Origin of the sequence: Polyangium fumosum (assembly GCF_005144585.1) — a bacterium.
Lineage (GTDB): Bacteria > Myxococcota_A > Polyangia > Polyangiales > Polyangiaceae > Polyangium > Polyangium fumosum.
On the sequence record NZ_SSMQ01000029.1, the window covers coordinates 16,514 to 29,392 of the forward strand.

At 66.5% G+C, this 12,879-nt stretch carries 9 protein-coding genes and 1 tRNA gene; 3 read left to right on the forward strand and 7 right to left on the reverse strand.

Annotated features, from left to right (window positions below):
• Positions 1–9 precede the first annotated feature (9 nt).
• From E8A74_RS25700 to E8A74_RS25730, 7 genes are all read right to left on the reverse strand, one after another.
• Positions 10–1,893: an AAA family ATPase gene (locus E8A74_RS25700; RefSeq protein ID WP_170229362.1), complete on the reverse strand. Its 1,884-nt coding sequence runs from the start codon at positions 1,891–1,893 to the stop codon at positions 10–12.
• Between the two features lie 68 nt (positions 1,894–1,961).
• On the reverse strand, positions 1,962–2,663 hold the full coding sequence (locus E8A74_RS25705) for a hypothetical protein (protein ID WP_136931717.1): 702 nt from the start codon (positions 2,661–2,663) through the stop codon (positions 1,962–1,964).
• 3 nt (positions 2,664–2,666) lie between these two features.
• Complete coding sequence (locus E8A74_RS25710) at positions 2,667–3,443, reverse strand: TfuA-like protein (RefSeq protein WP_136931718.1); 777 nt, start codon at positions 3,441–3,443, stop codon at positions 2,667–2,669.
• Positions 3,440–4,714 carry a YcaO-like family protein gene (locus tag E8A74_RS25715; RefSeq protein ID WP_136931719.1) on the reverse strand — a complete coding sequence of 425 codons (1,275 nt, stop codon included), beginning with the start codon at positions 4,712–4,714 and terminating at the stop codon, positions 3,440–3,442. Before E8A74_RS25715 ends, E8A74_RS25710 begins: the two co-directional genes overlap by 4 nt.
• A gap of 14 nt (positions 4,715–4,728) precedes the next feature.
• The gene (locus tag E8A74_RS25720) at positions 4,729–5,373 is read right to left on the reverse strand and encodes a hypothetical protein (protein ID WP_136931720.1); all 645 of its coding nucleotides are present in this window, start codon (positions 5,371–5,373) and stop codon (positions 4,729–4,731) included.
• A gap of 136 nt (positions 5,374–5,509) precedes the next feature.
• Complete coding sequence (locus E8A74_RS25725) at positions 5,510–8,887, reverse strand: serine/threonine-protein kinase (protein ID WP_170229363.1); 3,378 nt, start codon at positions 8,885–8,887, stop codon at positions 5,510–5,512.
• Between the two features lie 213 nt (positions 8,888–9,100).
• Positions 9,101–10,894 carry a sigma 54-interacting transcriptional regulator gene (locus tag E8A74_RS25730; protein ID WP_170229364.1) on the reverse strand — a complete coding sequence of 598 codons (1,794 nt, stop codon included), beginning with the start codon at positions 10,892–10,894 and terminating at the stop codon, positions 9,101–9,103.
• A gap of 704 nt (positions 10,895–11,598) precedes the next feature.
• Between E8A74_RS25730 and E8A74_RS25735 the strand changes: the two genes are divergently transcribed.
• The 3 genes from E8A74_RS25735 (at position 11,599) to E8A74_RS25745 (ending at position 12,845) form a co-directional block, all read left to right on the forward strand.
• Complete coding sequence (locus E8A74_RS25735; RefSeq protein WP_136931723.1) at positions 11,599–12,024, forward strand: hypothetical protein; 426 nt, start codon at positions 11,599–11,601, stop codon at positions 12,022–12,024.
• Positions 12,025–12,291: 267 nt separating this feature from the next.
• Positions 12,292–12,369 (forward strand) — tRNA-Glu (locus E8A74_RS25740).
• Between the two features lie 167 nt (positions 12,370–12,536).
• On the forward strand, positions 12,537–12,845 hold the full coding sequence (locus tag E8A74_RS25745; RefSeq protein ID WP_136931724.1) for a hypothetical protein: 309 nt from the start codon (positions 12,537–12,539) through the stop codon (positions 12,843–12,845).
• The last annotated feature ends 34 nt before the right edge of the window (positions 12,846–12,879 follow it).

The following is a 12,879-nucleotide window of genomic DNA, read 5'->3' on the forward strand; positions in this document are numbered from 1 at the left end:
GCGTGGAGGTCAGGCGCGAGAGGCCGGGCGGGAGCCGCGCGCCTTCTCGAACCGTTCGAGGTTTTCGAGGTCGAGGATGTGGCTGATGGGCAGGATCTTGGAGAGGTGCTTCCCTTCCCGAAGCCATTCTTGAAAATGAGCGCGCTGGCCCTGCTCGCTGCGGAACTTGCGGAATGCGTCCAGCATGCGCTGGTGGCTCTGCTCGAGGACAGCCTTGCGACCTCCCTTCTTGGTGATGTCATCGAGCGTTTTCCATGTGGCCGTCTTCCGATCCGTCGGGAACTCGGTGCTGCGCAGGATCGCGAACACGCGCTGCTTTGCCTCTTTTCGTGCCGCCGCGATCTGCCTGTTGAGCCCGCCGCTCTGAGTCCCACGGTTGCAGAGCGCCACGAAGAGCACCTCGCCGAGGCTAGAATCACCATTCCCACAGGGAACCATGATGCGGATGTCGAGCGACTCTCCCTTGGGGGTGACGTCGAAGCGGTAGCCTCCCTCCAGCCCCTCTGCGCAGTTCTCGACCGCCCAGCCGAAGAGCTTGACGATCTCGACCTCCGACTCGGTCTGCTCCTCGTGATACTGGGCCAGGAAATCGTTCCAATCCCGCTCGATCTTCTCCTTGGCGGCCTTTGTATCCAGGGCGGCCCCGGTGCTGATGCTCGGGGCGGCTTCAGGCCGGAAGAGCCCTTTCATCTCCACAATCCCGCCGGCCTCGATGCATGCCTCGCGGAACCGATGGCAGGCGTTGAGCACATCTCGGACGCGCATCCCGTCGCGTCCAAGCACGAACTCACGGGGGAAGGGGTAGAGCGGATCCACGACGCCGTGCGCCGGCTTCACGCCCGAGGTCTCGTAAAGATACCCGAGGCGCTGCGCGATGATATGTTCCACTTCATTTGCGCTGCGCTCGGCCACGAGCCGGACGGGCGCGGGATCATGTTCGAGTCGGTCCAGCGTCGAACGGGAGAGCTTGGACCGCAGCTTCGTATAGTAATCCTCGAGGCACGCGATAACGATGATCGACGAGGGCACCTGATCGGCCACGCCGCAAAGCGAGGACGTCACGCGCCGGAACTCCGGCGCGGCGTCGTCGGAGTGCCAGGTGTCCTCGAATTGATCCACGCAAAGGATGAGCGAGCGGTTGTCGAAGGCAGCGATCAGCCGCCCCAGTTCCTCGACGAGCCGCTGTGCGTCGTCGTCGCCGGCCTTGGGCGAGATGCTGCCCAGGAAGCGCCGGTCCCCCTCCACGAGCGCCTCGCAGCGCAGGTACTTCACGACCCGTTTTTTCAGGGCGGGCTCATGGCGCTGCAAGAAAAGCAGTGCGCGGACGAGGTCCAGATCGAGGTCAGCGTAGCGGGGATGCGCGATGAGCCGGTCCGCGGCGCGCTCTACCAGCTCGATGATATCGCCCGCGCTGAGGCTCGCCTTTTCATTGAGGGCACGGATCGCATCAGGATCGCCGCATCGTGACGCGATCGCGTTGGAGAGCCGGAGTAACCCCGACCCCGTGCCCGCGGACTCGTAATAGGCCTGATCGAGCGAGTCGATCAGGTTGCTCATGAGGTAGCGGGGGTAGCTCGTGATCGACGTCGACATCTGCATGTAGCCGACGAACCCGAGCCCATGGACGTGGACGTGATTGCGGAAGGCGCGGAGCAGGTGCGTCTTTCCGCTTCCGGATTCCCCGAGGAGCATGAGGATCCGGCCCGAGTCGAGCCCCGGTGGGGTCGTCGCATGCGCGAGCAGCCGCTGGAACTGCGTCCGTGCATCGGCGTGCACGGGCTCGACATCGAACGGATCCTCCCGCCAGATCTGGCTACGGTGCTCCACGGAGTGGAACAGGTCTTTCTTGGCTCCCGACAAAAACACCCTGAGCAGGGCATCGTGCTCCGTCATCGTATTACCCATCCTTTCTTTCTCGTGGCGTCGATGTGCGTCGCCCGGGGCCCTGCCCAGCGTCCGCCTCAGATGCGTACGAAGTGGAACGTCCCGTTCAGGTGGCCGATCTCCGAGTCCTCGACGTCCGCCGGTGCCATGGCCTGCACCAGGTCGGCGCGGCTCAACGCCAAGAGCTTGCCGCGATGGGCCGCGACGAGGCGCTCCTTGAATGCATTCACATCGCCGATGGCAAAACCCTCGCCTTCGAGTTGCCGGATGACATGCGAGACGAAGACTTTGTTCTCGCCGAACCGCCCGGACTTCGACCCCCGCGCGGCCGAAAGCACGCGCTGCGCGAAGGTGCTGTCGTCCTTGGGCAGGGGCAGCAGCTTCTTTTCCGGTGGCGGCGGCGCAGCCTGCACCCCGTTCAACAGGGCAGTCATCAACATGACGATGAAGACGAGGAAGATCCGGATCTTGAGGGTCCTCCAGTCGGCGCTTTTGGGGAGCGATGAGAGCTGGAGCGCTTTGAGGATCTCGACCTTGCCATTCGGCGTGAGCTGGTAAGAGGCTCTCCGTACCGACTTGAGCAACCCTGCCTTCACGAGGAGCGAAATCTCCGCGGTGATAACTTGGAGCCGCTCGGCTTTGGTGCTCCGCCAGAGTTGGAGGAGCGGGCCGATGCCGGTTTCGATCTTGCTCGCCGTCCCCCCTTCGGCGTGCCCGAGCAGCCAGCCGAGGATGAGGACGCCGAGCGGGGACAAGAAATGCGTTTCCGTGGTCTTCATGGGTCAAACCTCCTTGGTCGTCGTTGTCGTCGCCGCCGCCGTGAGGGCACCGCTCTCCGCGCGCGTGCGGATGCACTCCCAGGCGTCGGTGGGATTGAAGTGGTAACGGACCTGCTTCGGCGCGGCCTCGCCGGCGAAGCGCTCCCCCATCACCCGCAAGAGGGCGATTGCATCGAGGCGCTTCCGATCGACGCGCCCTTTCGGCAAGAACGCCTTCAATGCCTCCAGGTGCTCAACCGGCAATCCGTCGTTCGCCGCTTGCCAGAGCAGAAGCGGATAACAACGGTCCGGATAAAACGTCGCGTGCGCGATGGCCTCCAATCGAGCACGTGTCTCGGTCGGGATCACACCCGCCCTCTCGGCCGCGCGGAGCGTCGCGCGGATGTTCACCATCGCTTCGTTCAGGGGGCGATACCCGTCCTCGGCCAGCGCGTGGGCCACGGCTACCTCGTCATCGGCGTCGAGTTCGCTGCGCGCGTAGGCCTCGTAAATCGCGCCCACGCCCGCCATGCCGAAGAACGACAGCTCGGCTGCGCGCAGGGCGCCCATGCTGGCCGCGCCGAGGACATGCACCCCTTGCGCCATGGCCCACAGGATCTCCTTGTGCGACACCGACGGGACGCGCTCGAAATAGCCGTCGATGATGCCGATCGCGACCGGCTTTTCACGCGCGGCCAGGTACACGTCGCCCTGGGCCGCGGGCGGCAGGAAGGTCGCGTCGAGCCATTGTTTGCCCTCCGCCGCGGAGAGGGTCGGCCCGGTGAAGATATAGAGCTTCATGACGTTCGCTCCGCGAGGCGCCGCTGCGCGCGGGTGCCGGGGATGTATCCGGGGATGTCGTAAAGAGGCTCGAGGCCGGGGATCACCACACGGACCACGGGGATCCGCAGCTCGGGCCGGGTGAGATCAACGGCGACGATCTCATGCAGGCCCGCCGCGCGCAGGCGGTCCACTTCCCAGGCCACGTCGTCGTCGAGGGTAACGCCTGCGTGATCCGGGGCGTCCGAGAATGCTCGCTCGGCCGGCTCCGCGCCGTGCTCGCTGACAAAGCGCTGGGCCGCGCAGAGGTCCTCCTCGGGTCCGTTGCCACGGGCGCGGACGTCGTCGCGCGCGCCTGTGATCACGGTGAGCCGGCATTGGGCCGCCTCGGTGATCGCACGCAGCAGCGCGATCCCGCGGGCGGGGTGGCAGCCAAAGCCGATCATGGGCGCGATGGGGCGCGCAGGGTTCGGCTCGCGGTCGACGAGGGTGCAGCAATAGGTCGGGATTCCGATGTCCGAGGTCAAATCCCAGACACCCGCGAGGACGTCGGCGCGCTCGATACGACCGAGGACCTCCCTGCAGCCCAGATCGTCCACCGTGGAGAGGTCGAGCCGGGTACGCCGCTTCATCTCCTTTCCCGAGAGGTGCCAAAGCGTGGCGGCGTCACGCTCGACGAGCTCGCAAATGGCGTGGCTCAGCGCCTCCAGCGGGTGATTGCCGGAAGCGAGGCCGTTCGAGCTCATCACGAATGCGCCGCTGGCCGCGATTAGGGGCAACGAATAATTGGTGTGAACGACCTCGAACGGGACCCAGGTGGGCGCACTGCCGACCAGGTTTTCTCCGAGCACCCAGTGCAAGCACAGGTTGTCGTGGAACCTCTGGACGGAGAGGCGCGGCAAGCCCCCTACGTCGAGCAGGCAGTGGCCGAAGCGCATCTCGTTGACGCTGCCCAGCTTGAGCGGCTGCAGGATACGCTCGGCGTGCCAGTGCTCGATCGACTCCATCACGCCCGAGGCGCGCGCGGCGTCAAGGGTGAGGCCCTTGCCAGGCGAAACGGAGATCGAGCGCGAATTCGGGCGTATGACCATCACCACCGGCACGCCGATGTTATCGAGGCCGGTGACGTCGGCGATGCGGGTGATGCCCAGGATGGGCAGGAAGGGCCGCACCCGCGCGACGGTCTCCTCGGGGGAGATGGTGCGATGGGTGCCGGCCATGAATTGCTTGGGGACCGCCGGCGCGGGGCTCGAAGGCCGATCCGCGCCGGGGGAATCGTGGTGGGACGACATGGTGGGGCTCGCGATCAGCGCTTGAAGTGAGCGAGGTTGAGGACGTAGCAGGTGATCGGAATGATGGCGGGGATCGGCTCCTCCATCTCGGGCATATAGATCTCGATGGGCTTGTCCGGGCTCATCGCGAGGAAGTTTTGCCCATGCAAGCTATCGAGCAGCAGCAGGAACTCCTTGGTCGTCTCGACGTGGCCGGGCCGGAGGTGCTGTTCGAGGATGAAGCGGCCCCAGCTCTGGCAGGGGATGACGTAATACGAGCCCTCCGTGGTCTCGATCCTCTCGCCGTTCTCCAATGGAATCGTGCCCCCTTTGGCGTGGATCACGATGTCGTAGGGCGAGAGCGTGGGCCCTTCGCCCTCGTTGGGCAGATCGGCCTGGATCTCGTCGTCGGCGCGCTCGGGCAGGGTGCGGATGTTCTTCTCGCAGAGCACGTACACCCCGGTCTCGCCCTGCATGAACCGCACGAAGGCGCCCGGCTTGCCGGTCTGCTCGAGCTGGGCCACCTTGTCGCGGATCGATTGCGGGATATTCTCCGCGTCCCATCGGTTCTCCGGCCGGGCCCAGGCCTGGGACTCGAGCTGGTAGACCGGGCTCGACTCCTGGTTGATGGTGAAGAGCAATCCCCTGCGGTCATCGTTGTACGTCGTTTGCTGAATCATGATGGTTCTCTTTCTTTCTGCATGCAATGGACGCACGTCCGGCGTCCGTGGCCGCAACCTCCGGGCAGACGGGTGCCGTGCGGCCGTTCGCGGCGCCCGCCAAAGTCCTTGTCGTCAGGCCTGACTTGCTGTCAGGTCACACGTAGCCGCGCTGCATGGCGAGGCGAAGCGCTTTGCGCAGCTCGCGCCGTGCCTGGGCTGTCTGGCCCGTGGCGAAAGAATCGACCGCCTGCGCGAGCGCGAGCGCGAGGCGCTGCGGCAGTCGTTGTTGCGTATTCGGTGCGAGCACGGCGTTGACCTGCTCGATGGCTCCCACCAAATCACCCCGCTCGAACAGCACAGCGCACAGCGGCATTCTGGCCACCCACTGGAAGGGGAACGCGCTGGGCGATCCCCATCGTGCGAGCGCCTCCTGCGCCAGCCGTTCGGCCTCCGCGCCATTGTCGCGCTGGAGGGCGACCCATGCCAGGTTTCCCTGCGCGAACCCGACGTACGTCTGTGCGCTCTCTTCTTGGGACAGCAGGAGGCTCTCCTGCGCGCGCTTCTCCGTTTGTTCGACACGGCCCTGGGCCCTCGTCACCGTCGCGAGGTAGATCGAGCAGCGCGTCAGGAGGTCACGAACGTAATTGTTTTTGGCCTCGGAGAGTGTATCGATCAGCTCGCGCTCGGCCTTCGCATGCCTGCCGCCCATCCAGTGGATGAGGGCGAGGTTGAACCGCGCATCGAGCAACTCGTTCGCGTTGCCAGCCCTTCGTGCGACCGCCACGCATTTTCGTGCATAATGTGACGTCTCGGCGGAGCACGCGTACCGCTCCAGCCGAAGGTTGTGCTGCGTCAGCGCAGCGAAGTAATGCACGCGCACCTTGGCTGTTTCCCAGACTTCCATCACTGGCTCGATCTCGGCGAGGAGCCGGGCCGTCTCCTGCACGTTGGCCAGTCGGTAATGGGTCGAAATCTGCTCCAGTCGGATCCTCAGCCATTCGTTCCACCACGCCTTCGACCGCGGCCCCTCCCCAAGCGCAGCCTCTGCCTCGTCGTACTGCACGAGCGCTTTGGCAAATGCATTGCTTCGTTGCCAGGCCGTACCGCGCTTTCGCAGCCGCCTGGTTCGGTCGACAGGCCGCGCCTCCTGGTTCGCCTCCAGCGCGGCGGTGTACGCCGCCCTCGCGTCTTCGTACTCCCCAAGAAGCGTCAGCGCATCACCTCGCCGCTCGTGGAGACGGGCCATTTCGGCCCGCCTGGCCTCCGTGCTCGCCGTCTCCCGCAGCGTGGCAAGAGCCGCCTCGTAGAGGGGAAGGGCGCTGTTGACATCCGGGGCGCACACCGCGGCCCTGGCAAAGTACTTGGTGGCCTTCTCGTACATCCCCGCGCGATCGAAGTGGTGCCCGAGTGTCGCCGCCTTCTCCTTTGCTCTCCCGAACCGCGCCGCGAGCGCCTCCCCCGCGCGCAGGTGCCACGCGGCCCGCGCCTGCAAATCGATCCGCGCATAAGCGATCTCGCGAAGCTTGTCGTGGGAGAAGCGCAGCCGGCTGGTCTCGGTTACCTCCAGGATCCTCCGCGCCAGCAGCATATCGAACGCCGCGGTGGCAGCGGCCTTGTCCTTGGCGCCATCGAGAAGGAGCGCCTCGTCGAGATCCTCCCCCAGCACCGCCGCCCATTGCGCGAGCGCCTGCCCCTCGGCGTTCAGCCTGTCGAGGCGGGCCGTGATCAGCTCCTCCACCGTCTCCGGCAGCGGCAGCGAGGCGATGGCCGCGCCGGCGCGATGGGCGTCGAAGCAAAATCGGCCGTCGAGATCCCGCCGCAAAATGCCCCTCTCCAGGGCGGCGTGGAGATACTGCGAAACGAAAAACGGATTGCCGTTCGCCTGGTGCACGAGCGCGTCGAGCACGGCGCGGGGCGGCTCGCGTTGCGCGAGCATCCCGGCCACGATCTGGACCACGCTCCCGGTGTCGAGCCGCTCGAGCGCGAGGGTCGAAACATGCGTCAGGTTTGCCAGCGCGCGGATCGCGGGGCTCTCTTCCTCGCTGCGGTAAGTGGCCACGAGGAGGATCCCGTGCTGGCCGAGATCGGCGTTTGCGAAGGCTTTGAGCACGTCGAGCGTCAGGTCGTCGGCCCATTGCAGATCGTCGAGCACGAAGAGGACCGGCCCTTGCGCGGCGAGCGCCCGGAGCACCTCGAGCATGGAGTGGACCACCCGTGCACGCGCCTCCTTCGGCGCCAGGGCAGGGGGCTCCGGTTGTTCGTCCTGGCCCGGCATATCGAGCAGCGCCGGCTCGTAACGCGCAAGGATACGGCCGCGGGGTCCAAAGACGTGATCCGCCCCCTCCCGGGAGTGCCTCACGAGATCGGCCGCGGCGCGCAGCCAGGGACGAAGGGGCGAGAGCGGGGCCGCGTCCGCGCCGGGGGAGGGGCACGTGGCCGTGAGCACGTTCATCGTGAGGGCGGGGTCATTGCGCAACCGGTTGACCATGGGACCGAGCTCCATGACCAGCCGGGTCTTTCCCATGCCGCTCTCGCCACGAACGAGCCAAAAACCGCCGCGCCTCTCGTGCGCCACGCCGTACACCGCCTTCTCCAGCGCGGCCTTGGCCTCTTTGTGGCCTTCAAACGGCGGCCGATACAGGTAGGGCTGCGACGGCGGCTCGGGCTCTGCCTTGGCGCCCAGGGCGACCAGCGCCGCGCCGACATCGACGGCGTAGCCCAGCCGGTCCTCGGGGGCCTTTGCGAGGAGCCGGAGGATGAGCGTGTCGAGTTCCTGGGGAAGGTCCGAATTTTGGTGCGAGGGCGGGCTCGGCGGGAGGTAGAGGTGCTGAGCGCAGACGACGCTCGTAGGCCCTACGAAAGGAGGTTTGCCCGTCACGCACTCGTGCAGGATGCAGCCAAGCGCATAGAGGTCCGCGCGCGCGTCGACGAGCTCGCCTCGGAGCTGCTCAGGCGCCATGTACGCGAAGGTGCCTGCCCACGTCCCGATATCGAGCTCCTCCCGGCCGGCGGCGCCGCCGAAACGCGTGGCAATCCCGAGGTCGACGAGCACCGGGCGATCGTCGTCTTGGAGGAAGACGTTCCCGGGCTTCAGATCGCGATGCACCAGGCCCTCGCCGTGCAGGTAAGCGAGCGGCGCGCAGAGGCGACGGACCAGCGTGAGCAGGTGGACCAGCGCGGGCGAGACCCCGGTGGTTGTCCAGAGTGCGTGAAGATGGTCATGCAGGGTGCGCCCGCGGAGGCGTTGCATGGCCATCCACGGCACCCCGTCCTGGTCCCCATGGTCGACGACGGGCACGATCCCCGGGTGGCGCAGCCGCCGCAGCGCGCGAATCTCGTGGCGGATGGCGTCGAGGTCCTGGGAGGACGCCGCCTGCCCGTGCAACGTCTTGATGGCCACGAGCTCGCCGGTATGGACGTGCGCGGCCTCGTACACCACGCCCATACCGCCCTTGCCGAGCGTCGTGCCGGTCGTCTGATAGGGGCCAAAGAAGGGAGGGGGAGGGGGCGCTTTCAAAGACGGTTCGCTCATGGTAGGAGGCCAGGTGCGCGTGGAGTCAGGCCCTGTCGTGTCCCCAAGCTCCAGCGGCAGGGTCGTCGATACGTCGCTCGCGCTCATGCCCAGGGCGATATGCACCGCGCGTGCCGCCTCCCCCGCTGCGGATTTCCCGGAAAAACGCGGGGGAGGTCCTGAAGGGGGTGGGTCGAGTTGATCAGGATTGATCAAGGGGTTTGTCAAACCTGATCAACTGTCCTCCAGCTTGGGGGGCTTGATGCCGTACTCCCTCATACGACGCAGCAGCGTCGGGTAGGGGATCCCAAGCTTCTCTGCCGCCTTGCGCCGGTTCCAGTTCGTCTCCTGCAACACCGCCAGGATGCGCTGCGTCCCGAACTGCTGCGTCAGTTGCTCCGTCTCCGCCTTCAACCCGCCGACCGATGGCGTCGCCGGCTCGGGCTGCGCCAAGCGTACGGCCTTCGGCAGGTCCTCGGGCTGGATCAGGTCTGCCTCGGCTATGATGACCGCCCAATCCACGGCGCTCTTCAATTCCCGCACGTTGCCCAACCAGTTGTAGGCGAAGAGCCGTGCCTTCGCCTCGGGGGAAAAACCCTGGATGCTCCGGCCATTCTCCCGGTTGGCCTTCGTTAGGAAGCGCTGGGCGAGCGGCTCGATCTCGTCCTGCCGCTCGCGCAGCGGCGGGATTTCCACCACCGCCGTGTTCAGCCGGTGGTAGAGGTCCCGGCGGAAGCTACCGTCCTCGATCATAGCCTGGAGGTTCTTGTGCGTAGCCGCGACGATTCGCACGTCGACGTGGTGTGAGTTCGTCGAGCCCACGGGGGTGACGACTCCCTCTTGGAGCACCCGGAGCAGCGCCTTCTGCGCGTCCGGCGCCAGATCGCCGATCTCGTCGAGGAACAGCGTCCCTCCATCGACGTCCCTGAAAGCGCCCTTCGTGTCCTTGTCGGCGCCTGTGAAGGCTCCCTTCACGTGGCCAAACAGCTCGCTCGTGATGAGTGTGCCCGGGAGCGCGCCGCAATTGATGGCGATAAACGGCTTCTTTGACCGCGGCCCGCTGTCATGAAGGCGTTTGGCCAGCACCTCCTTGCCCGTGCCGGTCTCGCCGAGGAGCAGCACGGGGACACGCGCCCTGCTCGCCTGCTTGATGATATGTAGCGCCTCCCCCATCTTCTCGCCGAAGATCGGGGGCTCATCGCCTTCGCCGCCGTCACTCCCTGCCTGCGTCCCCAGCGCGGGCTCCCCTGGGCGCGCCCGTCTCAGGTTCTGGCGCGCCACCTCGATGAGCTTGTCGGCCTTGCTCGCGTCGCCTGGATGAAGTGCCATCCCCACGCAGCGGGGACCGATGGCCGGCGGGGCCCCGGCGGCGATGCTTCGCGCGACCCTCTGCGCCTCGGCCGCGTCGATCTCCGGGAGCAGGATCAGCGCGATGTTCGGCACGTAAAGATAGATTCGATGAATCCTCTCCCGAAGATGCTGTTCGAGACGTGTCACCCACGTCCCCCTCGACCCCTCGGCCGCCTCCTTCTCTCCCGGGCTCACCGCGAGGACCCCAAGGGACCGGCCCGAGAACCGAGTTCGCCTCAGTTCCTCCTCGAGCTGGCGTCGGAAGGTCGGCTCTTCGACCAGGTTCGGCTCGGCGATCATGCCGAGGGCGAAGACCCGCACGATGACCGTGGCCAGGTAAATCTCGTCGCCCGGCACGAGCTTCGCGCTCGGGACCTGCTGCCCCGCATGCCAGACGCCGTTTCTGGATTCGAGGTCCTCGACCAGCACGCCATCCTCGTGGAGCGTGAACTTCGCATGCGTGTACGAGAGCTGGGCCTCGTAGATGGGCAAGTTCGCCTCCTGGCCTCGGCCCACCACCAGGGGCTTGCCTGGGGCGAGCTGCGCGCGTTCGACCCCGTCGCGGGTGAAGAAGACGAGCTGGACCCCAAACGAGAGGGGAGGCGCTGCAGGCGCGCCCGGAGGCATCGGCTCCGTGCTCGTCTGATCAGGTACGTCGTTGTTCTTTTTCGTGGTCATGGCAGCGTGGCGGATCCTACAAAATCCCGCCATACAAGTCAGCTTCTCGTGACGAACCTCAGCATCTCCCCGTGCTGGGTGAGCGTGCGCTCCTCGCCTGCGACGCGCGAAGGTCCCCGAAGAGCACGCAAGGTGTTCGTCACGCACGAGCGTCACGACCGGCACGAGCGCCATGGATACGAAAGCGTGGCCCGTCCCATACCCCCGACGAGCCCCTCTCGCGGACGCCTGGTCCCTGTCACGATCCCCAACGACGTCGAGCTAGGTCGGACACGGGAGCGTGGGGGGGCGCAGGCGAGGACAGGTGAACGGGGACACGAGGGAGCGCGCCGAAGGGACGAGGCCGTGTCTCTGGAGACTCGAGATCGTGCCCTTCGGGCTTCGAGGCGAGCTTTCTGGAACACGGTCCCGAGGGGGGTGGGGCACGACGCCGACGCCGCGGGGCCACGGGATCGTGTCTCCGGAGGCGCGAGGCAGTGCCGTCGCTCCTTCGACCTCGACCGACCGACGAGCGACGACGCCCGCAGCGAAGGACGAGGTCGACCCGCACGGGCACGGGGTCCTGGCAAGAGCCTGTCTCGCGCAACGCTCGCGCCCGTCGGAGGATGGACGCAGGTGTGGAGGAGGCTTGGGAAGAAGGGCGCGGCGACAACCCCCTGCGGGCGCTCTTGCGCAGGCTCACATGCCTCCGGTACGGTTCTACCGTGTCTGGGACGACAGAACTCGACTCGTTGATGGCACGTGCGCGGAGCCGCGTCTGGTCGCTTTATGGCATCGTCGCTGGCATCGTCGCTTTCATCTCGATGTACGTGATGCTCACCTACACGCCCGCGCTCCGATGGTTTCTCATGGCGTTCATCTGGTGTTGTGGGTGCGTGGCCGTTCTCGGGTTGGGCTATCTATGGGTTCGAGCGCGCGTCGCCGCGACACGACGATTGATGCAGCTCGTGTCCGAGGGAGCACTCAGGATCGCGAATATCGATCTCACGAAGATCGAACTCGAATTCTTGCCGTTCGGAGCCGAGGTCGACATCGAAATCACGTCAGGCGAGCACCTCGCCTTCGGGTTTTGGCTGCGCGACGATGCCGATGCGCTGGTTGCGTTGCTTCGGCAGGCTGCCGTGATCTGAGTGGCGTGTCGTCGTGAGGGCGCGTCGCAGCGAGGGGCGGGCGGGCGGCGAAGGAGGATGACCGCGTCTGCGCTGGCGACGTGCGCAAGGTGGGATGCGCTCGGCTGGCCGACATGCGAGGAGGGATACGAGGTGCCCGGGGGAGGGCTGGGGGTCATGGGGGAGCTGTGGTTCACGACACAGAATAGTGAACAACGGGGAGCGGAATGCTCTTGCGTTCGGGCTCGGCGGGGGCTAGGGTTCGCGCCCGCTTCACCGGAAGCACCCGTCCCCATCGTCTAGCCCGGCCCAGGACCCAGCCCTTTCAAGGCTGTTACGCGGGTTCGAATCCCGCTGGGGACGCCATCGGTAGTGCACCTGGCCGCACTGCCCTCACCACCCTCCACGGCGAGCATCGCCTCGAGCCCAACCTGGCCCTCGATCTGGTAGCGCTTCCCCTCCGGCAGCTCGACGGGGGTGAACCGCAGCGGGGTCTTGAGCAGCGTTCCCAGGGCCTTGCGGGCGTCGTCGGGGTGACGCGCGAGGAGCGCGCGCAGGTCCTCGAGCCGACGGTAGGCCTCCTTCTCGATTCGCCTGACTTCGAGGTCAAGCACGGACGGTGCGGTCCTGATGGTCGCCAGGCGGGCTTCGAGGTCGGTGAGGCGCTTCTCCCGCTCGGCGATCATCTTCATCACGATCGTCGGCTTCTCGTCGGTAGCAAGCAGAGCCGCGCCCAGCCGCTCGACCTCGGCCTTCACGACGCGTACCTGGGCCTCGAGCTCGGGCACCTCGCTGTCGGTGGTCTTGGCGCGCTCGGCGAGGCGGCGCCGCAGCTCGCGTAGGGCCTCGGCGATGACCTCCTCGCGGAGGACGTTC

Coding starts and splice junctions, on each gene's coding strand:
- E8A74_RS25700 (WP_170229362.1), bottom strand. CDS start 1,893: ATGACGGAGCACGATGCCCTGCTCAGGGTGTTTTTGTCGGGAGCCAAG.
- E8A74_RS25705 (WP_136931717.1), bottom strand. CDS start 2,663: ATGAAGACCACGGAAACGCATTTCTTGTCCCCGCTCGGCGTCCTCATC.
- E8A74_RS25710 (WP_136931718.1), bottom strand. CDS start 3,443: ATGAAGCTCTATATCTTCACCGGGCCGACCCTCTCCGCGGCGGAGGGC.
- E8A74_RS25715 (WP_136931719.1), bottom strand. CDS start 4,714: ATGTCGTCCCACCACGATTCCCCCGGCGCGGATCGGCCTTCGAGCCCC.
- E8A74_RS25720 (WP_136931720.1), bottom strand. CDS start 5,373: ATGATTCAGCAAACGACGTACAACGATGACCGCAGGGGATTGCTCTTC.
- E8A74_RS25725 (WP_170229363.1), bottom strand. CDS start 8,887: ATGAGCGAACCGTCTTTGAAAGCGCCCCCTCCCCCTCCCTTCTTTGGC.
- E8A74_RS25730 (WP_170229364.1), bottom strand. CDS start 10,894: ATGACCACGAAAAAGAACAACGACGTACCTGATCAGACGAGCACGGAG.